Genomic DNA, 24,312 nt, shown 5'->3' with positions numbered 1-24,312 from the left:
AAACCGGGTCAGCACGCGCTCAGACCTCGTCCTTGATCATGTAGCCGGCGCCGCGGATCGTCTTCAGGAGCGGCTTGTCGAAGTCCCGCTCGATCTTGGAGCGCAGCCGCGAGACGTGCACGTCGATGACATTCGTCTGCGGATCGAAGTGGTAGTCCCAGACATGCTCCAGAAGCATGGTGCGGGTCACCACCTGGCCGGCGTTCTTCATCAGGTATTCGAGCAGCCGGAATTCGCGCGGCTGCAGCGGGATCTCCTTGCCGGCGCGGCGCACCTCGTGGGACAGCCGGTCGAGCTCGAGGTCGCCGACGCGGTATCCCATGTCCTGCTCGGGCGCGCCCTTGCGGCGGCCCAGCACCTCGACGCGGGCCAGAAGCTCGCTGAAGGCATAGGGCTTCGGCAGGTAGTCGTCGCCGCCGGCGCGAAGCCCGGTGACGCGGTCGTCGACCTGCCCGAGCGCCGAGAGGATCAGCACCGGCGTGTTGACGCCGCGCTTGCGCAGCTCGCTGATGACGGAAAGCCCGTCGCGGCGCGGCAGCATGCGGTCGATGACCATCACATCGTAGCTGTTCTCGGTCCCCATGAAGAGGCCGCTGTCGCCGTCGCTGGCATGGTCCGCGACGATGCCGGCTTCGCGAAAGGCCTTGGTCATGTAGGCCGCAGCCTCGAGGTCGTCTTCGATCACCAGAATCTTCATGTGCGACACCATAGCGTCCGCCGGCCTTTTTGCACCATCGGATTCGCTGAGGTCGGGGCGGGTGGAGGTCTCCATCGTGTCACTCCTTCAACTGCAGACCATCGGAGAAAAGAAAAAAGGGGCACCGACGTCGCCGGCGGTGCCCCTTTCGAATGCTGCCTGGAAGGATCAGCCTTCGTTGATCGGCAGGGCGATGAAGCGGCTGCCGCGCTCGGACTCGACCTGGAAGAGCGCACGGGTGCGGCCATCCTTGCGGGCCTGATCGATCACGTCCTCGATGTCGCCGGCGTCCGTGACGGACTGGTTGTTGACCGAGACGATCTTTTCGCCGGCCCGCAGGCCGCGGGCTGCCGCCTCGGAGTCCGGATCGACTTCCGTCACGGCAAGGCCGGTGCCGTTATCGGCCGGAGCAACGGTGATGCCGAGGCTGGACAGCGCCTTTTCAGACGAAGGCACGGGGGCGTCGGGCTCGACCGGTTCGGCGCTGGCAGCGTCTTCGCTGGCGAGATTGCCCAGCGTCACGGCGATGTCCTGCGACTTGCCATCACGCCACACGCTCACGTCGACCTTGGTGTCGGGACCGAACTGCGCAACCTTGCGGGCAAGATCACGGGCGTCCTTGATCGGGTCGCCGTTGACGGCGGTGATCACATCACCTTCCTTGATGCCGGCCTTCTGGCCCGGAGAGCCTTCCTGCGGGGCCACGACGAGCGCACCCTGGGCCTCGGACAGGCCGAGCGATTCGGCGATGTCCTTGTTGACCGGCTGGATCTGCACGCCGAGCCAGCCACGCTCCACCTTGCCGTCGTCGATCAGGTCCTGAACCACGTCCCTGGCTACGGATGCGGGGATCGCGAAGGCGATGCCGACGTTGCCGCCGGACGGCGAGAAGATCGCGGTGTTGATGCCGATCACTTCGCCCTCGAGGTTGAAGGCCGGGCCGCCGGAGTTGCCGCGGTTCACGGCCGCGTCGATCTGGATGTAGTCGTCATAGGGACCCGAACCGATATCACGGCCACGGGCGGAGATGATGCCTGCAGTCACCGAACCGCCGAGACCGAAGGGGTTGCCGACGGCGACGACCCAGTCACCGACGCGCACCTTGGTGTCGTCGGCAAGGTTGACGTAGGTGAACTTGCGGTTGGCATCGACCTTCAGAACCGCGAGGTCGGTGCGGCTGTCCTTGCCGATCAGCTTGGCATCCAGCTCGGTGCCATCGTCCATGACGACGGTGAAGGCGGCGCCGTCGGAGACGACGTGGTTGTTGGTGACGAGGTAACCGTCTTCGGAGATGAAGAAGCCGGAGCCCTGCGAGGTCGGACGCAGGCGCTGCGGGCGGTTGTCGTCGCCGCCACGCGGGCTGCGTTCGGCGCGGTCGCCGTCACGGCCGTCACCACGGCCACCGGGCATCTGGCCACCGAAATCGCGGAAGAACCGCTTCAGCGGGTGATCGTCCGGCAGGTCTTCGAAGCCCTGGCCGTTGAAGTTGAAACTGAAATTGCTGCCGTTGTCGGAAACGGGCTGCGCCTCGGACTGGACGCGAACGGAGACAACCGCAGGCGAAACTGCGGCAACGACATCCGCGAAGCTCGGGGCCTGCGGCGCCTCGACCTTGACGGGCTCGGCGAACGACTGAACGACCTGCGCCGGGATGCCGGTAGACAGCATGACGGCCGCAAGACCGGCAACCGTCGAGGCCTTGAGAACCGTCTTGAGGTTCGAACGTCCAGGTTTGCTGTTTTGCATTGGGGCTACCTTCTTCTCTTCAATTGGGTTGTCACCGGGAGTTCCCGGGTGGGCGGTGGATGAGAGAGATATAGGGAGCCTCACCTTAACTGCAGGTGTCAGGGGGATGAATTGTTTGTAATGTTCGGGGAGCGGGCGTTACTGCTTGCCGACCAGATCGTCGAGGCGCGCCTCTTCCTCCGGGGTCAGCACCGAAGGCTGGCGCGGCTTCAGACGTCCCCGCGCCATCAGCACCAGAACGAGCCCCCCGAGCAACAGGAGCACGACAGGCGCGCCCCAAAGAAGCACCGTGCGCACCGACAGCCGCGGCTTCAGCAGCACGAATTCGCCGTAGCGCGAGACGACGTAGTCGATCACTTCCTCGTCGCTGTCGCCGTCCACCAGCCGCTCGCGGACGAGGACGCGCAGGTCGCGGGCAAGCTCCGCATTGGAATCGTCGATCGACTGGTTCTGGCAGACCATGCAGCGCAGTTGCGCGGAGAGATCACGGGCCCGCTCTTCGAGAACCGGATCGGCGAGGATCTCGTCGGGATTGACGGCGAGCGCCGGGAGGGGATTGAGGAGGAGTGTGAGGAGAAGGACGAAGAGCGCAACTACGCCCCCTCTCGCCTGCCGGCTATCTCCCCCACAAGGGGGGAAAGACAAGGCGGCAACGCCTCGCCGGTTCGTCGAAGCCTCGAGCGGGCAGTGAAGCCCCTCCCCCTTGTGGGGAGGGGTTGGGGAGGGGTTCTCTTTCCTCATTCCGCCGGCTCCATTGCAGCCGGCACGGGCTTCGCCTTGCGACGCGGCGCACCGACCCGCAGGCGGCGATCGGACAGCGATACGAAGCCGCCGATCATCATGACCAGCGCGCCGCCCCAGATGCAGAGGATGAAGGGCTTCCACCAGACGCGCACGACGATGCCGCCGTCCGACATCGGATCGCCGAGCGAAATGTAGAGCTGGCTGAAGCCGAAGGTGAGGATGCCGGCCTCCGTGGTCGGCATCTGGCGGGCCGTATAGATCCGCTTCGAGGACCAGGTGTCCGCCACGGCGACACCGCCCTGGCTGACGGTGAAGTGGCCGCGCTCCTCGGTGTAGTTCGGACCGACCGCATCGCGCATGCCGTCGAAGACGATCGTGTAGCCGCCGACGTCCGCTGACGAACCGAGCTGCATCTCGAGCACGGTTTCCGTTTCGAAGGTGGTGACCACGACGATGCCGAGCACCGTCACGCCGAGTCCGAAATGCGCCAGTGCCGTTCCGAAGGCCGAGCGCGGCAGGCCGACCAGCCGGCGCCAGGCGATGTTGAACGGCAGCTTGCCGAAGTTTGCCCTGTTCCAGAGGTCGGCGAGCGCGCCGAACATCCCCCAGAAGCCGAGCGCCATGCCGAAGACGGCCATGACCGGACCGCCGTTCTCGACGTAGTAGAGGGCAAGCCCCGCAACCAGCGCCAGGCCCGCCGCCACGTAGAGCCGCTGAAGCGCGCCGAGCGCATCGCCGCGCTTCCAGGCCAGCATTGGCCCGAAGGGGACGGCGACCAGCAGCGGGATCATCAAGAGCCCGAAGGTCAGATTGAAGAAGGGCGCACCGACCGAGATCTTCTCGCCGGTCAGTGTTTCCAGCACCAGCGGATAGAGCGTGCCGATCAGGACCGTCGCGGTCGCGACCGTCAGGATCAGGTTGTTGAGGACGAGCGCCCCTTCGCGCGAGACCGGCGCAAACAGGCCGCCGGACTTCAGCATCGGCGCCCGCCAGGCAAACAGGGCGAAGGCGCCGCCGATGAACAGCATCAGGATACAGAGGATGAAGATGCCGCGGGTCGGGTCGGTCGCAAAGGCGTGCACGGATGTCAGAACGCCGGAGCGGACGAGGAAGGTGCCGAGCAGCGACAGCGAGAAGGTCATGATCGCCAGGAGCACGGTCCAGATCTTCAGCGCCTCGCGCTTTTCCATCACCAGCGCCGAATGCAGGAGCGCCGTGCCGGCGAGCCACGGCATGAAGGAGGCGTTTTCGACCGGATCCCAGAACCACCAGCCGCCCCAGCCGAGTTCATAATAGGCCCAGTATGAGCCCATGGCGATGCCGGCGGTCAGGAAGGTCCAGGCGGCGAGCGTCCAGGGCCGCACCCAGCGCGCCCAGGCGGCGTCGATGCGGCCATCCATGAGGGCTGCGACGGCAAACGAGAAGCAGACGGAAAAGCCGACGTAGCCGAGATAGAGAAGCGGCGGATGGATCGCCAGCCCCGGATCCTGCAGCACGGGGTTCAGGTCCTGGCCTTCCGCCGGCGCCGGGTTGAGGCGCAGGAACGGGTTGGAGGTGAGCAGGATGAACAGCATGAAGGCTGTGGAGATCCAGGCCTGCACCGCCAGCACGTTGGCGCGCAGCGTGTCCGGAAGGTTGCGGCCGAAGAGGGCCACCAGCGCGCTGAAGAACGTCAGGATCAGCAGCCACAGCAGCATGGAGCCTTCGTGGTTGCCCCAGACGCCGGACACCTTGTAGACGACCGGCATCAGCGAATGGGAGTTCTCCCAGACGTTGCGCAGCGAGAAGTCGGAGACGACGTAGGCCCAGGTCAGGGCGCCGAAGGCAATCAGCACCAGCACGAACATGGTCAGCGAGGCGACGGGGGCCAGCCCCATCATCGCCGAGTCGCGGCGCCATGCACCGATCGCCGGCACCGTGGAGACGATCAGCGCGGTCGCAAGCGACAGCACCAGCGCATAATGGCCAATCTCGATGATCATTGGGTCGCTGCCTCGCCCTCTTCCTTCCAGACCCCCTGTTCCTTCAGGCGGTCGGCCACTTCCTTGGGCATGTAGTTCTCATCATGCTTGGCCAGCACCGTATCGGCAACGAAGGAATGGGTCACCGCGTCGAAAGCGCCCTCGGTCACCACGCCCTGCCCCTCGCGGAACAGGTCCGGCAGGATGCCGGTGTAGCTGACTGGCACCGTCCCAGATCCGTCGGTGACGGCGAAGGTGACGGTCGAGCCTTCGCCGCGCTTGACGGAGCCTTCGGCGACCAGTCCGCCGAGGCGAATGCGGGTGCCGGGTGACACCTCGGTCGTCGCGAGATCCGCCGGCATGAAGAAATAGGCGACCGACTGGCTGAAGGCGAACATCACCAGAAGCACGGCAGCGATGATGAAGCTCATGCCCCCGGCGATGATTGTCAGCCGCTTCTGTTTGCGTGTCATTGCGTCACTCCATCGACGGAAAGCCCAACCTCGCGCGCCAGCGCGACCAGCTGCCGTCCCTCGTCACCGTCGGCCGGGAAGGTCTTGAGGCCGGCGTTCAGCGCCTCGGTCGCCTTCTCCCGGTCGCCCAGCACCGCATAGGACCGGATCAGCCGGAGCCAGCCCTCGAGATTGTCGGGATCCTCCTGCATCCGTGCAGCGAGGCTCTCCACCATGCCGCGGATCATCTCCTGCCGCTCGGCGCCGGACATCTCCTGCGCCGCGGCAAGGTCGTCGGGCGTCGGCCCGCCGGGGCCCTGGCTGACGGCTGCAGGGGGCACGGCTGCAGCCGGCGGCGGCGCGGCCTCGCCGCCGTTTGCGGCAATATGCTGCTGGACGAGCTCCATCCAGGGCGCGTCGGCCGGCGAAGCCTCGGCGATCGCTTCGAAGGCTGCCCGCGCTTCGTCACGGCGACCGGCCTGCTCCAGCGCCAGCGCCAGATAGAAGCGAGCGCGCGGATTGTCCGGCGAAAGGCGCAGGCTCTCCTCGAAGGCCAGCCGCGCATCCTCCGTCACGATCCCGTCACTGGCGGCGATCAGCGTTTCGCCAAGCCCGGACAGCCGCTCGGGGCTCGTGCCGACGAGGCGGATGGCGTTGCGATAGGCAAGCTCGGCGTCCGCCAGCCGCATCGCACGGAAATAGATCGGCGCCAGGAGATCCCAGCCGGCGCCATCGTTGGGGTTCTGGGCGAGATGCCGCTCCGCCTTGGCGACGAGCAGCGCCATGTTGTTTCCCGGATTGGCAAGGCGCGCGGCCAACGGCTGGTCCGGCAGCTGCGGGCTGCCGAGCGTTACATAGGCCGAGAGACTGACGATCGGCACCAGCAGAACGACGAAGACCCCGGCCACGGTCATCCCGCGCCGCGTGCCTTGGGCACCGTCGGCCTGGGCATCGCCGGCAGCCGAGAGCAGGCGCCGGCCAATCTCGGCCTTTGCATAGCCTGCGTCCTCGGCGCTGATCAGCCCGAGATTGCGGTCGCGTTCGAGTTCGGCGAGCTGATCCTTGTAGACGGCGATCTCGCCGGCGCGGTCGTCCGCCGCCGGCTTTGCGCCGCGCGCAAGCGTTACGAGCATCACTGCCGCCACGGCAGCCGTCAGACAGGCAAGGATGATCCACAAAAACATAAGGGTCCAATTACTTGAACCGCCCGGTCTTTCCAACTGCCGAACGGCTCATGACGCGGATTTGAGGCGTTTCGCCGCAATCCATTCCGCGTCCTCTGTGGCCCCTCGTCCCGCGTGCGGCCATGATTTATGTCAAATCGTCAGCTGAGCGGCGTCCAGGTGCCGTTGGTGTTGCGGCAGGCGGCGCCGCGGGCCTTGGCCTCACGACCGTCGCTGACGACGGTGTGGGTGTATTGCCGGCAGTTCTGCGATCCGACCTGATAGGGTGCTGCCGCAACCACCTGACCACTGACGCCACGGCCGGTCCATGCCACCGGCTGGCCGCCGGGAGCTGCTTCCAGTGCCCGGTATTCCGCTTCCAGCGCCCGCGACCGGTCGCTGTCGCCGATCGTCACGCCGCTGCGGCTGACGATGCCGCCCTGCAATGCGGAAATATACTGCGCCGAGGACGAGCGGGAGGAGCCAAAGCCTGTGGCACCGCTCCGATTTCCCGTCGAGGTCGTGCAGCCAGCAAGCAGACCGGCAACGAGGAGGGTCGAGACAGCATGATGGAGACGGGTCGAGTGCATCTGTTGGCTACCGGTTCGCATAGGGGATCTTTCTGGCAATGCGCAGGCACTTACGATGTTCCAGCGTGGCATCATTAAGGCGATATGGCGTGTTTGCCTGCATCAGGCAACATCCTTTGTCACCGACGGCAGGATCAGCACCGCGCGCAGGCCGCCGCGTCCGCCGCGGTCGAGCTCGAACAGGCCCTGGTACTCGCTGGCGATCTCCCGCACGATGGACAGGCCCAGCCCCGCGCCGGGGCGGCTTTCGTCGAGCCTGCGCCCGCGCTTCATCGCTTCGTCCGCCTGCTCCGGATCGAGTCCCGGACCATCGTCTTCCACGACAACCTCCAGCCAGGTCCGGCGAACGCCTTCGACGCCTTCGATGCCGCGGGCGTCGGCGGTCGGCACCGCGCTCAGCCAGACGCCGGAGCGGCAGAAACGGGCGGCGTTTTCGAGGAGATTTCCCACCGTTTCCTCGACGTCCTGCTGCTCCATCGCCAGCACGCAGCCCGGCTCGACGGAGAGGTGAAACTCCTTGTCCGGGTTGAGACGGCGCATGACCCGCACGAGGCGTTCGAGAACGGGTCCGACCTCCGTGCGCACCAGAACCGATTCCCGCTGCGCGGCAATGCGCGCGCGGTTGAGGTAGGATTGCACCTGCGCCTGCATCGCCTCGGCCTGCGACTTGATCAGTTCCTGCTGCGATGAATCGAGCGAGCGGGCTTCGTTGATGAGGACCGCCAGCGGCGTCTTCAGGGAATGGGCAAGATTGCCCACCTGCATGCGGGCGCGGTCAACGATGCGCCGGTTGCTCTCGATCAGCGCATTGACCTCGTTGACCAGTGGCAGGATTTCCCGGGGAAATTCGCCTTCCAGCCGCTCCGCCTCGCCGCGGCGGATCTTGCCCAGCGCGCGGCGGGCCCGGTCGAGCGGCTGCAGGCCGAAGAGGATGGCGCCGCCGTTGACGATCAGACTGCCGACGCCGAAGACGAAGAGCGCGAGATAGAGGCTGCGGTCGAAGGCACTGATGTCCTCCTCCATCGCATCGAGATTGCCGGCGACCCGGAAACGGGCTGCCCGCCCCTCGCTATCGAGCACCACCTCCGTCTCCGCCACCAGCACGCTGTTTCCGAAGGCGTCGGTGACCGGATAGAAGCGCTCGTATCGGTTGTTGAAGGGAACGGTGAGGATCGAGGGGACGACAATCTTGGAGACGCCAAGCGACGAGGAGGCAAGCGGCGCGGCGGCAAAGGTGCCGAGCGGCTCGATGATCCAGTACCAGCCGGTCTCCGGCTGCGAATAGCGCAGGTCGCCGAGCTGCGGGTTGCCAACGAGGCTGTTGTTCTCGCCGATCGAGACGGAATTGATGACGTTGTAGAGCTGGGCGCGCAGCAGGTCGGTGAAGGCGCGCTCGGCAGACTGCCGGTAGAGCGCCGAGATAACCAGCGCGATCACCACGAGGGCGACGCCCGACCACAGGGTGGCGAGCAGGAGGACGCGGGCGGTGAGAGACCGGGACCCGATCATCCGTCAGCCGGCTTCGGAGGGAGCTTGCATCCTGTAGCCGAGCCCCCGCACGGTCTCGATCAGGTCGACGCCGAGCTTCTTGCGCAGCCGGCCGACGAAGACCTCGATCGTGTTGGAGTCACGGTCGAAGTCCTGGTCGTACATGTGCTCGACGAGCTCCGTGCGCGACACCACCTCGCCCATGTGGTGCATCAGGTAGGAGAGCAGCCGGAATTCGTGGGAGGTGAGCTTCAAGGGCGTGCCGTCGACCGTCGCCTTCGAGGCTTTGGTGTCGAGACGGACGGGGCCGCAGGTCAGCTCCGAGGAGGAATGGCCGGCGGCGCGGCGGATCAGCGCCCGCACCCGGGCCAGGACTTCCTCGACGTGGAACGGCTTGGCGACATAGTCGTCGGCGCCGGCGTCGATGCCGGCGACCTTGTCGCTCCAGCGGTCGCGCGCGGTCAGCATCAGCACCGGCATCCCCTTGCCTTCGGCGCGCCACTTCTCGACGACGGTGATGCCGTCGATCAGGGGCAGGCCGATGTCGAGGATGACGGCATCATAGGGCTCCGTCTCGCCAAGATAGTGACCTTCTTCGCCGTCGAAGGCCTGATCCACGACATAGCCCGCTTCCTTCAGCGCGTCGGCAAGCTGGCGATTGAGGTTGATGTCGTCTTCGACCACGAGAATGCGCATTGTCCGCCTACCCCTTGCAGCAGCCGCCAGGCCGCCGTCCCTTCCTACATCGGTACCCGCACCGTTACCTTGCGCGGGCGTTCATTGCCATTGCCCTGCACCAGAACGGTGACGACGCAGGTCTGGCCATCCGAGGAAGGCTGGGCGGACAAGAGCTGGCCGCCGGTGTCGCTGACGACACGGGAGGCTGCGGAACCGCAATCGGCTGCGGCGAGAACCAGATAGTCCTGTGCCGTGGCCGGTCCGAGGGCCGTCAGACCGGCAAGGCCGGCGATAATCATCGCTGGGATCGGCAGTCGCGCCATCGTTTTTCAGTCCATGGTCAGAGTGGATCGGTCGGATCCAATTACATGGCAGAGTATGTAACGAAGACCGCCTGAATGGCAAATGAATGGGCGGTAAGGTTGTTCCCGCCCATCGTCTGACCGTCGGTCAGCGCCCGATGGCGGCGCTGGCCGAGATCCGTCCGTAGATCGACAGTCCGCCGCCGATGATCCCGGCGGCTGCAATCGCCAGATCGGCAAGATCGTTTTGCACATCCGGCGTCAGCTCGACGCCCGCCGCCTGCAGCAGCGAAGCGCCCACGGCAATCAATGCACCCCAGACGGTCTTCGACCGGTACCACTGCTTCGTTCCATCCATGCCCTTCTCCTTTGCTTACAATGAAAACATCGCCTGCGCCGGCAGCCCCAGCGGGACCACGCGGCCTTTCTGGCGGATCCGGATCGCGAGGCTCGTCTGCAGCGCGCCGAAATCGGCAAGCTCCAGCGCCTCGTCGTAGAAGAAGCGCGGTGCCGTAACATCCGCCGTGCGACGGACCGAAGATCCATCGAGGATATCGATTCGGTAACCCTCCTCCGCCTCGTCGAGCGCAATCTCGGCCGCGTCCCAATCGTCCGCCTCGATCCGTCCGCGGCGCACCCAGGACATCGCAATGCCGGCGTCACCGCGCCTGGCACGCAGATGCACCGGCGCCAGCGGCGTCTGCGCCCGCAGGCCACCGGCAAAGGCGATTGGCCCCACGCGGCCGACCGATGCAGTCGTCCCTTCCGCCAGCCAGTTCAGGCTGCGCCCCCGCTCCTCCGCCGTCAGCCCGAGCGGCACCACCGCCTCGTCCAGCAGCACGACGGGCGCGGCAACCATCGCACCTGACGCCATGGCATCCTCCGTCCCCGCCAGCCCCCGCAGCAGCGAGCCCAGCCGCCAGCGGTTCGGCGCGATTTCCTCGGCCTCGGCGAAGGCCAGGATCTCCCAGGCACCATTCGCGGCCCGCAGCGCCAGCCGGTTCTCTCCGGCCAGGACCGCAGGCGCAGCCGCCGACGAGAGGCCGCCGAAGAAGAGGTCCAGTTCAAGGGACGAGCCTCGGTCGAAGCGCCCGGAGACAGTCCCCGGCAGGAGCGGCTGCGCCAAACGACCAATCCGGGCCGGACGATCGAGCGCCGCCCGCAGCGCATAACCTTCGGTCGTACTCGACGATGACAGCAGGATGCGCTGCCAGGGCCGACACAGGCCCGCCGCCCGCGCAAAGCTTTCACCGGCACCGCTCGTGAAGCGCGGCAGGTCGAGAAGGTGGAGAAGCGGCGCGAAGCCGTCCGACGCCGAACCGCCGTCGCCCGGCTGGCCGCTGTCGCCGATCGGCGCCGAGGGCGTCCAGGCGGCGTTCTGGCGCGCCTCGATGCGGCGCGTGTCGCCCTCCTCCAGGCGGCTGACGATGAAGGTGCCAGCGAGCTCCGGCAGACGGATCACGTCGCCGGGCTGCAGTCCGATCTCCGCCGGCGACAGGGCCAGGCTGAGGCTGCGGCGCGAGATCCACTGGTCGCGGACAGCGGCCTCGGCGGCGGCGAGCGCCGTCTCCTCCGCCAGCACCGCCGGCAGATCATAGGACAGCACCCGCTGGCTGCCGGTCCGCGTCCGCCGCGAACGGGCGCTGGCCTGTTCGTAGTCGAGGGCGGGATTGTAGGAGCCGATCACCACCTCGGCGGCAAAATCGCTGTCGTGGCCGCGCGCCTCGGTCCACAGCGGCGCGTCCTCGACGTCGGCCAGCACCTCCACCGCATGCGCCGGCATGCTGGCGGCACCGCGCGAACGAAACCGCAGCCGCCCGGCATCCTCCACGACATCGACGCGGAAGACGTCGAGCAGCGGCGACAGGAGCGCCCGTGCCGACGTCACCTCCGCCTGCACATAGCCGGTGAGGTCGCCCGTCACCTCGGACACGTCGAAATCCGCAAAACCATGATCGGTCAGGATCGCGGCGATCGCATCCGCGAGCGTCGTCGCGCCCAAACGCCCGTTCAGCCAATGACCGGCACGCCAGTGGCCGCCGTCACTCCAGACCGAAATGTTGGAAGGAAAGGCCGGATAGGGCCGTGCATCCCAGGTCCAGGCAAACAGCCGGCTCGGATCTACGGGACCGGCGGGCGCCTGTGCGCTCCAGTGCCGGTGATGGGCCTCGAGGAACCGGCGCTGCGTGGCGTCGGACCGGGCGCGGCTCGAAAAATGCGGCGCCGCGCTCTCAGCCGACTTCGGGTCGACGAAGACATTCGGCTGGTTTGCCCCCTTGTCGACCGCAGCACAACCAAGCTCGGTGAACCAGACCGGCTTCATCCGCAGCTGCCAGGCCGTCGGCTGTGCCACCTCGACGCCGGCCACCCTGTTATAGTGCCGGTTGCCCCACCAGGCGGCAATGTCCTTGAAGCGAAACACCCAGGGCTTGCCCGCCGCACCGTCGGTGATCGGCGTGCGGATGCGCGCACTCCTGTCCGCATCACTGGCATAATACCAGTCGAACCCCTCGCCCGCCGTGATCTGCGCCTGCAGGGCCGCAAGGTCGTCGGGCACGCGAAAGCCGTCCGGATTGGCCTCCGACAGGTCGCCATCGCGCCAGTCGGACAGGGGCATGTAGTTGTCGATGCCGACGGCATCGATCGCCGTGGAGGCCCAGAGCGGATCGAGGTGGAAGAAATGGTCGCCCGAGCCGTCCTGCGGCTGGTATCCGAAGTACTCGCTCCAGTCGGCGCCATAGGTCAGCTTCGTCTGCGGCCCGAGGATCGCCCGCACCTCGGCCCCGAGCTGCACCAGCTGCTCGACAAAGGGAAAGGCGCCCGTTCCATCGCGCAGCTGCGTCAGCCCGCGCAGCTCGGAGCCGAGCAGGAAGCCATCGACGCCGCCGGCCGAGATCGCCAGCTGCGCATAATGCAGCACCATCCGCCGGTAGCCTTCCGCCCCTTGCGAAAACGCCTGAACCTGCGCCCGCGCCACGGCTGTCCGATCGGCGCTGCCCGGCCGGCCCGGTCCCGGATGGCAGGTGATGCGGCCGCGCCAGGGGTAGCTCGCCTGCTCCGCGCCGCCATAGGGGTCAGGCAGACCATTGCCCTGCGGGATGTCCATCATCACGAAGGGATAGAGATAGACCTCCAGCCCCCGCGCCTTCAGATCGGCGATAGCCTGCCGCACGCTAACGTCGCTCGGCGTGCCACCATAGGCGGGCCCGCCGTCGTAGGTGCTGACGAGATGGGCCTCCTCGCGCGCCATCCCCGCCACGGACCAGGCTGCACTCTCCTCGTCCCGATGCGCCGTCTCGACGCCCGGCACGATCCGGCATTGGCCTGCCCTCAAATCCGTTCCGAACCAGGCAACCACCAGCGCCACGCGCTCCAGGTTCGGACACAGCGCCGTCAGCTCGTCGAGCGACGCCTGCCAGTCGGTACCGGCCGTCAGCACGTGGCGGTTCATGATCCGGGCACTGCCCTCGCCGGTCTTCTCCGTCACCTGATCCGTCGAATAGCCATGCTCGGTCGCGCCCGGAATGATGGTCACCGCCCGGATCTGCCGCTCGAGCGCGCCGACCGGCCGCAGCACCTCGAACTGTAGGAGCGGAATGCGGTTTCCGAAGGCGTCGAGCGGGAGGCGCTCGAAGGCGACATAGGCGAGCCCGCGGTAGGCCGGCGCGTTTCCCGCCCCCTGCTTCGCCTCGATCAGCGGATCGGGCAATTGCGCCTCGTCGCCGCGATGGACGCGCATCTCGATGCCTGTCAGGTCGAGTTCCCGGCCATCGGCCCAGACACGCCGCACCCCGGCGATCTGCCCTTCGCAGAGCCCGACGGCGAGATTGGCGTAATATCGAAAGGTCTCCACCTTCGGCCCGGTCGCCTTGCCGCCGGAGCGCTCGCGCCGCACCTCCTCCTCGAAGCGTGTTGCCCAGATCAGCGTGCCGCCGATCCGCGCCGTGCCGTAGACCCGGCTGATCGCCGCGCCCTCGTCGGCCCCCGGTATCCGCGCCGTCGCCAGCCTGGCGCCGGACACCGTCCGTCCGCCGTTGATCAGCGCCTGGTCGACCAGGCTTCCGGCCAGCCCGCCGGCGGCCCGCCCGAGGATTGCCCCGACAGGCCCGAACACGCCGCCGAGCGCCGCGCCCGCCGCCTGCAGCAGAATGGTGGCCATGCGTCACCCCTTGCAGCACCACCTGGATGCCCGCTTAGATTGTGATAATCTGGAAATGTTTGGGAGCAGAAGCAGACCTCGCCGCAACAGCCGGCGTGTCGGTGAGGATGGGCCACACCGACCTTGGCAGAGGCCCTGCGCTCAACCTCAGGAGGATGCTATGAAGCTCAGGCTGAATGGCGTCATGCTTACGATAAGAAAAACCCGGACGGGCTGGTCAATCGCCGTCCGGGTCATATTCTTCTCATAAGCAAAACGGTGGGCGAGGTTACCGCCTCGCTCACCGCTCCGGAAACATACGCCACTTGATGCGATTTTTCAATCTCGCTGAACAGCCGGAAACCGGTGCACGGCCGCGATCCGCCGCTGCCAGGACGGCACCAGCGCCGAGCGCGTCACCGCCGCCTGTTCGTAGGCGTGGATGAAGTGGCGCTCGTCGGCCAGGATGCCGGCATGCTTGGCGGCACAGCCACTCTGCCAGCGGAAGAGGAGCAGATCACCGGGAGCGGCCGTACCCATCGGCAACGCAGGCCCGAATAGCCGCAATCCCGCGTCGAGCAACCGTTCCTCGCCGCCCCGCTCCGCCCAGTCGGGCGCATAGGGCGGCACCGGCCCCGGATCCTCGCCGTACAACTCGCGCCAGATGCCGCGGATGAGCCCGATGCAGTCGCAGCCGACGCCCTTCGTCGCTCCCTGATGCCGATAGGGCGTGCCGATCCAGCCCTCGGCCAGCGCCACCACCCGCGCCCCCAGCGCTTCCCCCGACTGCGCCCCATGGCCGCTCATCGGAAGATCGGCCCGCCATCGTGCTGGCCTTCGCCGGCCGCATAGGAATAGGCGAAATCGCTTCCCGGCACATGCGGGAAGCCCCGAAAACTCAGCTGGTTTGCGAAGCGCGATCGGCAGGTGGAAAACGTCTTGTCGCAGCCGGCCGTCACGGTGAAGCCCTGCCCCGCCTCCAGCACGCCGTCGAACGGCAGCCAGAAGGAGAGCTCCGCACGGCCGTCCGGCAGTCGGCGGTGGGTCTCGATGTCGATCCGTCGCCCGTCGTCCAGCACCAGCACGCCCAGCCCGAAGAAGCCCTCCGCAAACGCGGCCAGCCCATCAGCGATCAGGCTGCTCATCCCCGAGACAGAGACCACCGTCCCGCTCCCCCGCCAGGCCGACAGATCGACGCCGCAGCGCGTGTCGCCGAACGCGGCATCGCAGCGGCGGTTGTAGACGCGGCCCTGCGGCTGCGCCAGCCGATGCGCCAGGCTGCGCAGTTCCGCTGTGAAGGCGCCGCCGGCGCGCACCACCTCGCCCAGTTCGCGGACATCGAGCAGCATGTGCGCCTCGGGCTCTGCCCAGTTGACCAGATAGCGCTCGACCCGGGCGCCGTCGTAGCGCCCGGCCGCGAGATCCGCCTCGCGGATCGCCTCGCTCGAAAACCCGCCCGCCACCTCGTCGGCGCTCACGGCAAGCCCCGTCGCCGTCTCCACCGCGCTGCCGGAAAAACCGCTGGCGGCGCGGAAGACGGTTCCGGCAAACTCCAGATCCTGGTCGTGGTCGGTGAAGCCGAGCACCACGCCGTCGCTTCGCGTCACCCGCCAGCCATGGCAGGTGGTGGTCGCATCGCCGGAAAGATGGGTGGCGAGCGCTGCCGGAACCTCTCTCATGGCATGATCTCCGTCAGCGGAATGGTCGGGATGCGTCCGGCGTCGAAATGCGCGAGGTTGACCTCGATGCGGTCGGTGTCGAAGCGCACCGGCACGTCGAACGCGAAGCCGGCGCGCACCACGGCGCCTGGCCCCGGCACATGGCCGGCCACGAAGGTCACAAGGCCAGTCGTCGCGTCCACCGCAAAACTTGCCGGCACCTTGGCGACACCGTCGACCGAGACCAGCACGCTGCCCGCCACCGGCTTGGCGATCGCCCGCACCCAGCTGCCGCCGGCATCGCCATAGGTCTTGGAGAGGGAAAAGCGCGCGGTCGTGCCGTCGCCCGTGCCGATCACCTGGTCGGTCGCCGTCAAAGGCTCGCCGGGCGCCCGCGACGTCGCATCGAGCGGATCGCGAAAGCGAAAACCGTTCAGCCGTCCGCCGCGCGCCTCGAAGAACTCCAGCACGGCGTAGAGGTCGGCCAACGACCGGATGCCGGAGCCCGCGTCATAGCTGCGCCGCGAGCCGCGCCAGCGCGCATTGCGGTTCTCGCGTCCGTTCGACAGGTTGACGATATCGGTGCGCCGCACCGGCCCGCCGCTGGTGCCGAGCGCCAGCCGCAGGGGAAAGCGGACCTCGTGAAAACCCGTCATCGCTGCATCTCCGCCACCGTCGTTGATTATCGCTAGAGGCCGCGCTGGCCGCGCCCGACGCTGCGCGCCAGCATGGCGGTGATCTGGCCCTCGCTCCTGCGAAAGCTCGCCGCATCGGCCGCCGTCACGTTGAAGACGATCTGCGGCGCTGCGCCACCACCGGCCGCCGCCACGCCAAGCGCGCCATCCGGCCCGCGCTTGAGCGGCAGGATTGCCTCCGCGCCCGCCTCGCCCATCAGCCCCAGATCGCCACCGCCCATCGGAAAGAAGCTCGGCGACCGCACCACGCCGCCCTCGGCAAAGGGCACGACCGACCCCACCATGCCGCCGATCGCCTTGCCCAGCGCATTCTCCAGCGGCTTCAATCCGGCCGAGAGCGCAATATCGCTCAACCGGCTGCCCAGCCCCCGCAAGACATCCTCCAGCCCCCTGCCGCCCACCGCCGCCGACCGAAGCGCCCCCGTCAGCGCCGCCCCGAACCGCTGCGACCGCGCCTCCAGATCCGCCATCACCACCGCCAGCTGCTCCGCCTCGCCGAGCGTGCCGGCGAACGAGATGTCGTCGTCTTCCATGGGAGTGTCCTTTCGGTTGGGGTAGCCGCTTATCGGGCTGCCGCCAGCCTTGGCTATTCTCCGAACATGCTACCGAGAGACCAAATATTCAAAAACGTCCGCATGCCCGAACTTTGTGAATGGGATCTGCAACGTTGCTGATTCAACTGAAGGGCTGTAACTGTTTCGATTGACTGCTACCGGGAGTGGGAGATGCCATCGCATGAAGGAACGTTTTGAAGGTGACTCCGGAAGGCGTCTTCGCGTGGAGGCTCTTGCGGTGCAGAAGTTGGTGCAAGGCAGCGATCTTCTTGCACAAGAGTTAGCAGATCGATGTGACGTAGAAGAGCATCCCGAGGGATCGGTTTTGATCCAGCAAGACGATGATTCCAACGAGATCTATTTTGTTTTAACTGGCACCCTCCAGATCGTCGTCAATGGCCGATCCGTCGGAGTTCGGGGGCCGGGAGACAGCGTGGGCGAAATGGCCGCGATACAGCCGACGCAAAAAAGGTCGGCATCAGTGATAGTGCTTACTTCGGCTGTAGTGGCCAAAGTAAGCGAACCGAATTTCGCTGAGATTGCCAGTCGGTATCCGCAACTTTATCGTGCCATAGCCCAGGAGCTATCTCGTCGATTGCTAGAGCGCAACAAGCTTGTTCAGGTCCACCGCGACCAGATTCGCGTCTTTATAATTTCCTCGGTTGAAGGCTTGTCTATCGCAAGAGCAATACAAGAAGCATTCGAGCACGACCCCTTTGTTTGCACGGTGTGGACCGACGGCGTGTTCCGTGTAGCCAACTACACGATGGAATCGCTGGAATCTGCTATAGACAATTCTGACTTTGCGATTGCTGTAGCACATGCTGATGATGTGACGGCTTATCGAGGGCAAGACTGGCCTGCTCCACGCGATAACGTAATCTTAGAGCTTGGATTATTCATGGGCCGCCTAGGACGTGCTCGTTCTATCTTGATGGAGCCACGCGATGAAAAAGTTCGGTTGCCGAGCGACTTAGCTGGGATCACAACTATCCCTTATCGTTTTGAAGCTGGAGGGGATATGGCAGCTCTGTTAGCATCAGCCTGCAACAAGCTCCGAACCCACTTTAAAACTTTGGGACCGAACAACGGATGAGCTTGCTCGACGAGTTAACGGATCACGCTGCGGTAACGTTTCGGACGCGGTGGGACACAAGAGACGGCCGGGTCGTTCCCGCTCCGACTGATTTAAAGCTTACGAATGACGCAGTTGTCTTCGATCGAGCGACAGTTCTCTATGCGGACCTAACTGCATCAACAAGTATGGTTGACAGCCTTGGTTGGCAGCGTGCGGCCGAGATCTATAAGACCTTCCTTTTTTGTGCGGGGAAAATCATCAGGGATGCTGGGGGCTCGATTACCTCTTACGATGGCGATCGAGCTATGGGAGTTTTTATCGGCGGCGACCAATGCACCTCTGCTGTCCAATGTGCCTTAAAAATCAACTGGGCAGTCCAAGAAATCATAAATCCGGCACTTAACAAGCAGTATAGCGATAACACATTCAGTGTCAGGCAGATCGTCGGCATTGACACCAGTACCATCAGAGCAGCACGTACCGGTGTTCGAGGTGATAATGACATCGTGTGGGTTGGAAGGGCAGCAAACTATGCTGCTAAACTTACTGAAATAAAGCAGTCGGAGCGGACTTGGATAACAAAGGACGTCTATAATTGGATGAACGGCAGATCTAAATTCGGCGGTAACCCGAAGCAGGACATGTGGAAAAGGTACACCTGGTCAGGGCACGATAGGTCGGAGATCTACGGTTCTGCATGGCGTTGGGCGCTAACATAGAATCTTCCTGCCGGAAGAAGGTAAGGGGCACCCCCTCTACCCCCCATCCGGAAACCGCCCCATCAACCCCTCCAGCCCCTCCCGCCCCATCCCCGGCGGGTGCGGCCGCAACCCGCCGGTCATCGCAAAGAACTCCACCGGCGTCAGGCGCCAGAACACATCCGGGGAAAGCCGCAGCAGGCAGAGGCCCATGTGCATCACCATCTCCCAGGGAAACGGCTGCGGCTCGGCGCCCTTGCCGGCTGCGGCCCTCAGGGGTCCGCGCGGCCGGCCTCCTGCGGCCCGGTGAAGGTTGCCGCCAAAAGCGCGCCGACCACGCCGGCCGCACCCGGCAGCCCGCCCTCGACGCTCATCGCCGCCACCTCCTCGTCGGAATAGAGATTGCCGCCGCCGCGCAGGCCCGCACCGAGGATGCGGATGATGTCCACCGACCTGATGCGGCCGGAGGAAAACCGTTCCGCCAGCCCCTGCAGGTCGCCGGCGCCAAAGGCCGTCTCCAGCTCCGCGAGGCTGCCGAGCGTAAGACACAGCACCCGGCGCTCGCCGTCGATCACCGCCTCCACCTCGCCGCGCCGCTGGTTCGCCCGCCCGCCGTTCGCCCATTCGCCATTCGCCCGTCCGCCCGGCGCCATCAGAGCACCGCAAACGTCAGGCTGCCGGCCGATTCCAGCGCCAGTTCGAAGCGGATCTCGCCATTGTGCTCGCCGGAATATTCGAGTGCGGTGATCTGGAACGGCCCCGTCAGCGTCCCGAAATCCGGGATCAGCACCTGCCAGGAGAGGATCGTGCCGGCAAAGAAGGCGGCGCGCACCAGCGCATCGCTCGCCTGGTCCTTGAAGATGCCGGCCCCGGTCAGCGCGGCCCGCTGGATGCCGGCGCCGCCGAGCAGCTCGCGCCAGCGCCCGGCGCTCTCGGCATCGGTCACATCCACCGTCTCGGCATTGAACGACAGCCGCCGGGACCTGAGCCCCGCCACCGTCACATAGGTCCCGCCATTGCTGATCTTCAGCAGCAGATCCTTGCCCTTCTGCGCCACCATGCTCGTCCCCTTCCGCAAACGAAAAAGGCGCCGTCGCGGGCGCCGATGTTTTTGAAATCTCGCTTCTGTCCGACTCCGCGGGCTGCTAAGTCTGCGTCACCCTTCCGCGATTCCGGCCCCCATGGCATTCCTCACCAGACGCTCCGCCCAGACCATCGCCGTCCTCGCCGTGACGCAGCTCGCCGGCTGGGGCACCTCGTTCGAGGTGCTCGGCGTCATGGGCCGCATCATCGCGCCGGAGCTTGCCCTCCCCAACGAGGTGATCTTCGGTGGCCTCACCGTGATGATGATCGTCAGCGCGCTCGCCGGTCCGAGTGTCGGCCGCCTGCTCGAGCGCCATGGCGCCGCCCGCGTGCTTGCGCTCGGCGCCACGGCCTTTGCCGCAGGCCTGGCGCTGCTTGCGGTCAGCAGCGGTGCCGTCGTCTATCTCCTCGCCTGGGTCGTCATCGGGCTGGGCGGCGCCCTCGGCCTGTCGGCCCCGGCCTATACCGCCGTCGTCGAACGCGAGGGGCAGGATGCAAAGCGCGTCATCGCCATCCTGATGCTGTTTACCGGCCTCTCCGTCACCATCTTCTGGCCGCTGCTGGCGCTCTTCAACGATCTCGTCGGCTGGCGGCTCACTTTTGCCGCCTGCGCGGCCCTGCAGCTCTTCGTCTGCGTGCCGCTCTATCTCTTCGCGCTGCCGAAGCCGCTGGCGGTCACAGCGGAAGGACAGACGCAGGCGCAGCGGCCGCCGGTGCCGCTATCGGAGCCGGAGCGGCGCCAGGCCTTCCTGCTCGTCGCCTGCGCCGTCACCATCAGCTCCTTCGTCACCTTCGGGCTGGCGCCGGCGCTCCTCGAACTCCTGCAGCAGGCGGGCGCCACGCCGGAGCTGGCGCTGCAGCTCGCCGCCGCGCGCGGCGTCTTCGGCATCTCCGCCCGCTTCATCGACATGCTGCTTGGCAAACGCGGCAGTCCGCTTCTCACGGCGTCCGCCGGTTGTCTGCTCATCCTCGGCGGCCTCGCCCTGTTGCTTGCGATGCCAGGCTCGACCGCCGGCCTCTGGATCTTCATGCTGCTCTACGGCTTCGGCTCCGGCATCTTTGCCGTCGCCCGCGCCGTGCTGCCGCTGGCGCTGTTTTCGCCGCGCGAATTCGGCCTGCAGTCGGCGCGCCTCTCGCTGCCGCAGAACCTCGCCAATGCCGCAGCGCCGGTGATCTTCACCGCGCTTCTCGACCGCCTCGGCTATCAGGCGGCCACCGTCTTTGCCGGCGGGCTCGCCTGCGTCGCGCTCCTCTCGATCGTCCTCCTGGTCCGGCTCGTGCGGCAGGCGCATGCCCGCCCGCCCGTCACTCCGTCACCGCCCGAAACTGCAGCTCGGCCATGAACAGTTTTGCCTTCGGCTGCCGGCCGGTGCGCGTGCGTACATGGGTGAGGCTTACCAGCGCATGGCCCGAAAGCGAGAGCGGTGCGTCGTGCAGAAGCTCCCGCAGCCGCCCGGCAATCTCCTCCGCCTGCCGTCGCCCTTCCGCCTCGGACCAGACCTCCAGCAACAGCCGGTGCTCCTCGCCGGCCTCGCTCGCCGTCGAGTAATCGCGCGTCTCCACCTCGCCGAAGACGATGCAGGGCAACGCCGGGCGCGGCAGCAGCCGGTCGCGGATGCCGTCGGCGCCGATCAGCGCCACCAGCGCCGCATCGGCAGAAAGCCGTGCGTGGATGGCGACGAGCAGAGCATTGGCGGCCGTCATCGGGCATCCTCCTCGCACTGGCAGACGAGATAGCGTTCCGTCTCGTCCGGGTCCTGCACCAGCTTCACCCGGAAGATGCGGCCGCCCTTGCGCAACCGCTGGCCGGCGGAGACATCGCTGCGTAACCGCAGCCAGATGCGGTGCGTGATCCGTCCGGTCTCCGCCGAGGCCTCCTCCGAGAGCATGGTCGAGAGCGGCTCGATCCGCGCCCAGAGCGAGGCCGTGAGCGTCCACCCGGACGTTGCCCCGCCCTGCCCGTCCGGCACCTCCTGCGGCGTCTCGAGGTCGAGCCGCGCCGTCATCTGGCCGGGATCGAAGAAGAGCACAGGCATCACGTCAGAGCCTCCGCATCCGGAAGGGCCCGATCAGCCGCTCGTAACCGTCGGGAATGCCCGCCGGCTGCTGGTCGGGCGAGAGCACGCCGCGGAAGGCGAACATATGGCCGATGTGGATCAGCATGGCCCGCTTCAGCGTCCCCGGTACATCGGTGCCGGCCTCGCCGTAGCCGGCGGTAAAATCGATCTCGATGCCGTTCATCGCTCGCCCCGGCGCCGGCGGATGTTTCAGCCACAGCCGCGCTGGCCGTCCCTCGCCGTCGAGCAGATGATCCTCAAGTGACACTTCAACCGGTGCGCCGTCGGCATCGTAAACCGTAATCATCTGAATCGCTTGCACCGGCGCTTTCGCGAGGCGAATGACGCCGTCACCCGGCCAGTCGTCGAGGTAGAGCCGCCAGGACTGCGCCATCAGGCAGAGCCCCGTCTCGCGCTCCAGATGCTCGCGCCGTCGTGATCAGCGAGAGCAGCAGCGCATCCTCCTCGCCGCCGTCGAGCCGCAGATGCGCCTTCACCTCGACAAGCGTCAGCGGCTCCGCGGTGGGCGGCGTGGTCTGGGCGTAGGTCATGGGATGTCCTTTTGGGAGGGGCTAGTGAGGAGGCACTAGGCAGCGATGCCCACTGCCTATTGCCTGCCTACTGCCGGCGGCTCACGCCGCCGCAAACCGCACCAGCTTGATCGCCTCGAAGTTCTGCACCCCGCCACCGACGCGCTTGGTGGTGTAGAAGAGCACATAGGGCTTGGCGGAATAGGGATCGCGCAGGATGCGCACGCCGGCCCGGTCGACGACCAGATAGCCGGAGCGGAAATCACCGAAGGCAACCGCCAGCGCATTGGCAGCCACGTCCGGCATCTCCTCGGCCTCGGCGATCGGAAAGCCCATCAGCGAGGCGGGCTGGCCGGCGCTCGCCGGCGGGCGCCACAGATAGTTGCCGTCGGCATCCTTGAACTTGCGCACGTCTGCTTGCGTCTTGCGGTTCATCAGGAAGGTGCCGTTCTGGCGATGGCCGGCCTTCAGCGCATAGATGACGTCGACCAGCGTGTCGGAGGGCCCGGTCGTCTTCCAGGCGCCGGCCGCGCCGGTCGCGACATAGCCGAGGTTGCCCCAGGTCCAGGCGCTTTCCGCCACCGCCGTATAGGTCAGGAACCCCTTCGGCCGGTTGACGCCGTCGCCGCGGATGAAGGCATCGCCCTCCTGCTCGGCAAAGACGATGTCCACCTCGCCGGCGATCCAGGCCTCGATGTCGACCGCCGCATCGTCGAGCAGCGCCTGGGTCGCCGCCGGCATGGCGTAGAGCTCCATGGTCGGGAAGGAGAGTTCGGAGAGCTGCGGCGTGCTGGTCTGCGGCCGCGCCGCGGTTTCCGCCACCCAGCCGGTCGAAAGGCCCGAGGCGGCGAAAGGCTTCTTCAGCACGGCCGAAGACACCGTCCGGACGGTCGAAAGCGCCCGCATCGGCGAGGCGATCGAAATCCGCCGGCCGATCTCGGTGTCGGTCTCCGGCGGCACCAGATAGCCGCCGTCGGCGGCAACCGACCCGGAAAAGGCCTTCGCCTCCAGTTCGCGCAAGCCGCCGTCCTCGCCGCGGCGCACATAGGCGTCGAAGGCCGCCTTGTGTTCTTCCGCCTCCGGCGACAGCTCGCGGCCCAGGCCCTGCGAGGACCCGAGCGCCGGCCGCGCCTTCTTCAGCACCAGCTGGTCGAGCAGCTTCTTCTGCTCGTCCATGGCGCGGTTGACACGGTCCATCTTGTCGCGCGTCACCACGTCGGCCGTCAGCTTCTGCTCGATCTCGCCGAGCCTGCGGTCGTTGACATCCTTGAAGGCCTCGAAGGCCTCAATGAAGTCCTCGAAGGCCGCCGTCACCGTCTCCGGCACCGCCTTCACCTCGGGAGCCGCCTTCACTTCGCGCGATATCGTCACCCTGTCCGTCATGTCGCTTTTCCTTTGAAGCTGGATTTGAACATCGTCTTCGCCGCCCGCCGCATGTGGCGGACGAGTTCGGTTTCGCGGTCCCGGAAGAACCGCGCCTGCTTGACGTCGGAGACGCGCGCCGAGGGCAGCATCGGGAAGGTCACCACCGAGATCTCCCAGAGGTCGGCTTCCAGGATGCGGCGCACGCCGGTCTTCGGATCGCTGCGCGCCTTGACCGTCCGGAAGCCGATCGACAGGCCGTCGAGCGCGCCCGATTTCATCAGCGAGAAGACCTCGCGCGCCCGGGCGACGCCTGGCGACAGCACGCCCTCCACATAGAGCCCGCGGGCATCCTCGCGGATCACCGTCCAGGCGCCGATCGGCTCGGCCGGATCATGCTGGTAGAGCATGCGCACGCCACGGGCGCCGCGCTCGACCAGCGAATTCAGAAAGGCCCCGCGCTCGATCCGGTCCTTGCCGAGATCGACCTCGCCGAAGACCGAGGCATAGCCGGAAAACCGCCCGTCGCCGGCAATGCCGGAAAGCTCCAGATTGGCGAATTTTCGCCCGCTCGGTCGGTGCGTCGTGCGCACGGCGGTACGCTGCCCGCGGTTGGCGTGCATTGGCATTCTCCTGCA

The 24,312-nt window shown here is 66.6% G+C and carries 26 protein-coding genes and 1 pseudogene; 3 read left to right on the top strand and 24 right to left on the bottom strand.

Going from position 1 to position 24,312, the window contains the following annotated elements; all coding sequences use genetic code 11:
• Nucleotides 1–19: 19 nt before the first annotated feature.
• The 16 genes from EO99_RS0114035 to EO99_RS28095 all read right to left on the bottom strand — a co-directional run bounded on the left by EO99_RS0114035 (nucleotide 20) and on the right by EO99_RS28095 (nucleotide 16,845).
• The gene (locus EO99_RS0114035) at nucleotides 20–709 is read right to left on the bottom strand and encodes a response regulator transcription factor (protein ID WP_408002871.1); all 690 of its coding nucleotides are present in this window, start codon (nucleotides 707–709) and stop codon (nucleotides 20–22) included.
• Between the two features lie 156 nt (nucleotides 710–865).
• A complete protein-coding gene (locus EO99_RS0114030) occupies nucleotides 866–2,443 on the bottom strand; it encodes a Do family serine endopeptidase (RefSeq protein WP_029619266.1) in 1,578 nt (525 codons plus the stop codon).
• Between the two features lie 138 nt (nucleotides 2,444–2,581).
• On the bottom strand, nucleotides 2,582–3,088 hold the full coding sequence (locus EO99_RS0114025) for a cytochrome c-type biogenesis protein (RefSeq protein ID WP_051679853.1): 507 nt from the start codon (nucleotides 3,086–3,088) through the stop codon (nucleotides 2,582–2,584).
• A gap of 92 nt (nucleotides 3,089–3,180) precedes the next feature.
• Nucleotides 3,181–5,169 carry a heme lyase CcmF/NrfE family subunit gene (locus EO99_RS0114020; RefSeq protein ID WP_029619264.1) on the bottom strand — a complete coding sequence of 663 codons (1,989 nt, stop codon included), beginning with the start codon at nucleotides 5,167–5,169 and terminating at the stop codon, nucleotides 3,181–3,183.
• The gene (gene ccmE / locus EO99_RS0114015; RefSeq protein WP_029619263.1) at nucleotides 5,166–5,621 is read right to left on the bottom strand and encodes a cytochrome c maturation protein CcmE; all 456 of its coding nucleotides are present in this window, start codon (nucleotides 5,619–5,621) and stop codon (nucleotides 5,166–5,168) included. Before ccmE ends, EO99_RS0114020 begins: the two co-directional genes overlap by 4 nt.
• A complete protein-coding gene (ccmI, locus tag EO99_RS0114010; protein ID WP_029619262.1) occupies nucleotides 5,618–6,784 on the bottom strand; it encodes a c-type cytochrome biogenesis protein CcmI in 1,167 nt (388 codons plus the stop codon). Before ccmI ends, ccmE begins: the two co-directional genes overlap by 4 nt.
• A 140-nt stretch (nucleotides 6,785–6,924) precedes the next feature.
• Nucleotides 6,925–7,353: an RT0821/Lpp0805 family surface protein gene (locus EO99_RS0114005; protein WP_029619261.1), complete on the bottom strand. Its 429-nt coding sequence runs from the start codon at nucleotides 7,351–7,353 to the stop codon at nucleotides 6,925–6,927.
• A 102-nt stretch (nucleotides 7,354–7,455) separates the two neighbouring features.
• Nucleotides 7,456–8,859, bottom strand: a complete 1,404-nt coding sequence (locus EO99_RS0114000) for an ATP-binding protein (protein ID WP_102248683.1) — start codon at nucleotides 8,857–8,859, stop codon at nucleotides 7,456–7,458.
• A 6-nt stretch (nucleotides 8,860–8,865) separates the two neighbouring features.
• Entirely contained in the window at nucleotides 8,866–9,537 is a 672-nt protein-coding gene (locus tag EO99_RS0113995) for a response regulator transcription factor (RefSeq protein WP_029619259.1), read from the bottom strand.
• Nucleotides 9,538–9,581: 44 nt separating this feature from the next.
• Nucleotides 9,582–9,842, bottom strand: coding sequence for a hypothetical protein (locus tag EO99_RS0113990; RefSeq protein WP_029619258.1), 261 nt, complete (start codon nucleotides 9,840–9,842; stop codon nucleotides 9,582–9,584).
• 127 nt (nucleotides 9,843–9,969) lie between these two features.
• Nucleotides 9,970–10,179 (bottom strand): hypothetical protein, encoded by a 210-nt coding sequence (locus tag EO99_RS0113985; protein WP_029619257.1) that lies wholly within the window; start codon nucleotides 10,177–10,179, stop codon nucleotides 9,970–9,972.
• A 15-nt stretch (nucleotides 10,180–10,194) separates the two neighbouring features.
• Nucleotides 10,195–13,980, bottom strand: a complete 3,786-nt coding sequence (locus EO99_RS0113980; protein ID WP_029619256.1) for a baseplate multidomain protein megatron — start codon at nucleotides 13,978–13,980, stop codon at nucleotides 10,195–10,197.
• Between the two features lie 318 nt (nucleotides 13,981–14,298).
• Complete coding sequence (locus EO99_RS0113970) at nucleotides 14,299–14,766, bottom strand: NlpC/P60 family protein (RefSeq protein ID WP_051679852.1); 468 nt, start codon at nucleotides 14,764–14,766, stop codon at nucleotides 14,299–14,301.
• On the bottom strand, nucleotides 14,763–15,638 hold the full coding sequence (locus tag EO99_RS0113965) for a DUF2163 domain-containing protein (protein ID WP_029619254.1): 876 nt from the start codon (nucleotides 15,636–15,638) through the stop codon (nucleotides 14,763–14,765). The genes EO99_RS0113970 and EO99_RS0113965 overlap by 4 nt, the downstream gene beginning before the upstream one ends.
• Complete coding sequence (locus tag EO99_RS0113960; protein WP_029619253.1) at nucleotides 15,635–16,273, bottom strand: DUF2460 domain-containing protein; 639 nt, start codon at nucleotides 16,271–16,273, stop codon at nucleotides 15,635–15,637. The genes EO99_RS0113965 and EO99_RS0113960 overlap by 4 nt, the downstream gene beginning before the upstream one ends.
• Before the next feature lie 32 nt (nucleotides 16,274–16,305).
• Nucleotides 16,306–16,845 carry a phage tail tape measure protein gene (locus EO99_RS28095; RefSeq protein ID WP_029619252.1) on the bottom strand — a complete coding sequence of 180 codons (540 nt, stop codon included), beginning with the start codon at nucleotides 16,843–16,845 and terminating at the stop codon, nucleotides 16,306–16,308.
• A gap of 202 nt (nucleotides 16,846–17,047) precedes the next feature.
• On the opposite strand from EO99_RS28095, the gene EO99_RS0113950 reads away from it, so the two are divergent.
• Together EO99_RS0113950 and EO99_RS0113945 are read left to right on the top strand one after the other, a co-directional pair.
• Nucleotides 17,048–17,962 carry a TIR domain-containing protein gene (locus EO99_RS0113950; protein ID WP_029619251.1) on the top strand — a complete coding sequence of 305 codons (915 nt, stop codon included), beginning with the start codon at nucleotides 17,048–17,050 and terminating at the stop codon, nucleotides 17,960–17,962.
• 167 nt (nucleotides 17,963–18,129) lie between these two features.
• A complete protein-coding gene (locus tag EO99_RS0113945) occupies nucleotides 18,130–18,663 on the top strand; it encodes an adenylate/guanylate cyclase domain-containing protein (RefSeq protein ID WP_235776817.1) in 534 nt (177 codons plus the stop codon).
• A 36-nt stretch (nucleotides 18,664–18,699) separates the two neighbouring features.
• Here the strand turns inward: EO99_RS0113945 and EO99_RS0113940 are convergent, their stop codons facing one another.
• Genes EO99_RS0113940 through EO99_RS0113930 form a run of 3 tightly spaced genes read right to left on the bottom strand, consistent with a single transcriptional unit; the run spans nucleotide 18,700 to nucleotide 19,702 of the window.
• On the bottom strand, nucleotides 18,700–18,918 hold the full coding sequence (locus EO99_RS0113940) for a rcc01693 family protein (RefSeq protein ID WP_029619303.1): 219 nt from the start codon (nucleotides 18,916–18,918) through the stop codon (nucleotides 18,700–18,702).
• A complete protein-coding gene (locus EO99_RS0113935; RefSeq protein ID WP_029619249.1) occupies nucleotides 18,915–19,295 on the bottom strand; it encodes a gene transfer agent family protein in 381 nt (126 codons plus the stop codon). The genes EO99_RS0113940 and EO99_RS0113935 overlap by 4 nt, the downstream gene beginning before the upstream one ends.
• On the bottom strand, nucleotides 19,295–19,702 hold the full coding sequence (locus tag EO99_RS0113930) for a phage major tail protein, TP901-1 family (protein WP_029619248.1): 408 nt from the start codon (nucleotides 19,700–19,702) through the stop codon (nucleotides 19,295–19,297). Before EO99_RS0113930 ends, EO99_RS0113935 begins: the two co-directional genes overlap by 1 nt.
• A 121-nt stretch (nucleotides 19,703–19,823) precedes the next feature.
• Between EO99_RS0113930 and EO99_RS0113925 the strand changes: the two genes are divergently transcribed.
• Nucleotides 19,824–21,068, top strand: a complete 1,245-nt coding sequence (locus EO99_RS0113925; RefSeq protein ID WP_051679851.1) for an MFS transporter — start codon at nucleotides 19,824–19,826, stop codon at nucleotides 21,066–21,068.
• On the opposite strand, the gene EO99_RS0113920 is transcribed toward EO99_RS0113925, so the two are convergent.
• From EO99_RS0113920 to EO99_RS0113900, 5 genes and pseudogenes are all read right to left on the bottom strand, one after another.
• A complete protein-coding gene (locus EO99_RS0113920; RefSeq protein ID WP_029619246.1) occupies nucleotides 21,031–21,429 on the bottom strand; it encodes a DUF3168 domain-containing protein in 399 nt (132 codons plus the stop codon). The genes EO99_RS0113925 and EO99_RS0113920 overlap by 38 nt on opposite strands.
• Nucleotides 21,426–21,761, bottom strand: a complete 336-nt coding sequence (locus EO99_RS0113915; protein ID WP_029619245.1) for a phage head closure protein — start codon at nucleotides 21,759–21,761, stop codon at nucleotides 21,426–21,428. Before EO99_RS0113915 ends, EO99_RS0113920 begins: the two co-directional genes overlap by 4 nt.
• Nucleotides 21,762–21,765: 4 nt before the next feature.
• Nucleotides 21,766–22,333: pseudogene (locus EO99_RS25730) on the bottom strand (head-tail connector protein).
• Nucleotides 22,334–22,414: 81 nt separating this feature from the next.
• Nucleotides 22,415–23,695 carry a phage major capsid protein gene (locus tag EO99_RS0113905; RefSeq protein WP_029619244.1) on the bottom strand — a complete coding sequence of 427 codons (1,281 nt, stop codon included), beginning with the start codon at nucleotides 23,693–23,695 and terminating at the stop codon, nucleotides 22,415–22,417.
• Nucleotides 23,692–24,297 (bottom strand): HK97 family phage prohead protease, encoded by a 606-nt coding sequence (locus tag EO99_RS0113900; protein ID WP_051679850.1) that lies wholly within the window; start codon nucleotides 24,295–24,297, stop codon nucleotides 23,692–23,694. Before EO99_RS0113900 ends, EO99_RS0113905 begins: the two co-directional genes overlap by 4 nt.
• Between the last annotated feature and the right edge of the window lie 15 nt (nucleotides 24,298–24,312).

Origin of the sequence: Pseudorhizobium marinum (assembly GCF_000705355.1) — a bacterium.
Taxonomy (GTDB): Bacteria; Pseudomonadota; Alphaproteobacteria; order Rhizobiales; family Rhizobiaceae; genus Neorhizobium; species Neorhizobium pelagicum.
Note: the sequence above shows the minus strand (reverse complement) of the source record. Positions and strands in the feature narration are given on the sequence as shown.

Excerpts from the sequence above, each read along its gene's own strand:
- EO99_RS0113935 (WP_029619249.1), bottom strand. The coding sequence starts at position 19,295 with ATGGCGCCGGGCGGACGGGCGAATGGCGAATGGGCGAACGGCGGGCGG.
- EO99_RS0113965 (WP_029619254.1), bottom strand. The coding sequence starts at position 15,638 with ATGAGAGAGGTTCCGGCAGCGCTCGCCACCCATCTTTCCGGCGATGCG.
- EO99_RS0114035 (WP_408002871.1), bottom strand. The coding sequence starts at position 709 with ATGGTGTCGCACATGAAGATTCTGGTGATCGAAGACGACCTCGAGGCT.
- EO99_RS0114030 (WP_029619266.1), bottom strand. The coding sequence starts at position 2,443 with ATGCAAAACAGCAAACCTGGACGTTCGAACCTCAAGACGGTTCTCAAG.
- EO99_RS0113900 (WP_051679850.1), bottom strand. The coding sequence starts at position 24,297 with ATGCACGCCAACCGCGGGCAGCGTACCGCCGTGCGCACGACGCACCGA.
- EO99_RS0113985 (WP_029619257.1), bottom strand. The coding sequence starts at position 10,179 with ATGGATGGAACGAAGCAGTGGTACCGGTCGAAGACCGTCTGGGGTGCA.
- EO99_RS0113930 (WP_029619248.1), bottom strand. The coding sequence starts at position 19,702 with ATGGTGGCGCAGAAGGGCAAGGATCTGCTGCTGAAGATCAGCAATGGC.
- EO99_RS0114005 (WP_029619261.1), bottom strand. The coding sequence starts at position 7,353 with ATGCACTCGACCCGTCTCCATCATGCTGTCTCGACCCTCCTCGTTGCC.
- EO99_RS0114020 (WP_029619264.1), bottom strand. The coding sequence starts at position 5,169 with ATGATCATCGAGATTGGCCATTATGCGCTGGTGCTGTCGCTTGCGACC.
- EO99_RS0113950 (WP_029619251.1), top strand. The coding sequence starts at position 17,048 with ATGAAGGAACGTTTTGAAGGTGACTCCGGAAGGCGTCTTCGCGTGGAG.
- EO99_RS0113925 (WP_051679851.1), top strand. The coding sequence starts at position 19,824 with ATGGCATTCCTCACCAGACGCTCCGCCCAGACCATCGCCGTCCTCGCC.
- EO99_RS0113945 (WP_235776817.1), top strand. The coding sequence starts at position 18,130 with ATGGTTGACAGCCTTGGTTGGCAGCGTGCGGCCGAGATCTATAAGACC.
- EO99_RS0113995 (WP_029619259.1), bottom strand. The coding sequence starts at position 9,537 with ATGCGCATTCTCGTGGTCGAAGACGACATCAACCTCAATCGCCAGCTT.
- ccmE (WP_029619263.1), bottom strand. The coding sequence starts at position 5,621 with ATGACACGCAAACAGAAGCGGCTGACAATCATCGCCGGGGGCATGAGC.
- ccmI (WP_029619262.1), bottom strand. The coding sequence starts at position 6,784 with ATGTTTTTGTGGATCATCCTTGCCTGTCTGACGGCTGCCGTGGCGGCA.
- EO99_RS0113905 (WP_029619244.1), bottom strand. The coding sequence starts at position 23,695 with ATGACGGACAGGGTGACGATATCGCGCGAAGTGAAGGCGGCTCCCGAG.
- EO99_RS28095 (WP_029619252.1), bottom strand. The coding sequence starts at position 16,845 with ATGGAAGACGACGACATCTCGTTCGCCGGCACGCTCGGCGAGGCGGAG.
- EO99_RS0113915 (WP_029619245.1), bottom strand. The coding sequence starts at position 21,761 with ATGCCTGTGCTCTTCTTCGATCCCGGCCAGATGACGGCGCGGCTCGAC.
- EO99_RS0113960 (WP_029619253.1), bottom strand. The coding sequence starts at position 16,273 with ATGACGGGTTTTCACGAGGTCCGCTTTCCCCTGCGGCTGGCGCTCGGC.
- EO99_RS0113970 (WP_051679852.1), bottom strand. The coding sequence starts at position 14,766 with ATGAGCGGCCATGGGGCGCAGTCGGGGGAAGCGCTGGGGGCGCGGGTG.
- EO99_RS0113920 (WP_029619246.1), bottom strand. The coding sequence starts at position 21,429 with ATGACGGCCGCCAATGCTCTGCTCGTCGCCATCCACGCACGGCTTTCT.
- EO99_RS0113990 (WP_029619258.1), bottom strand. The coding sequence starts at position 9,842 with ATGGCGCGACTGCCGATCCCAGCGATGATTATCGCCGGCCTTGCCGGT.
- EO99_RS0113980 (WP_029619256.1), bottom strand. The coding sequence starts at position 13,980 with ATGGCCACCATTCTGCTGCAGGCGGCGGGCGCGGCGCTCGGCGGCGTG.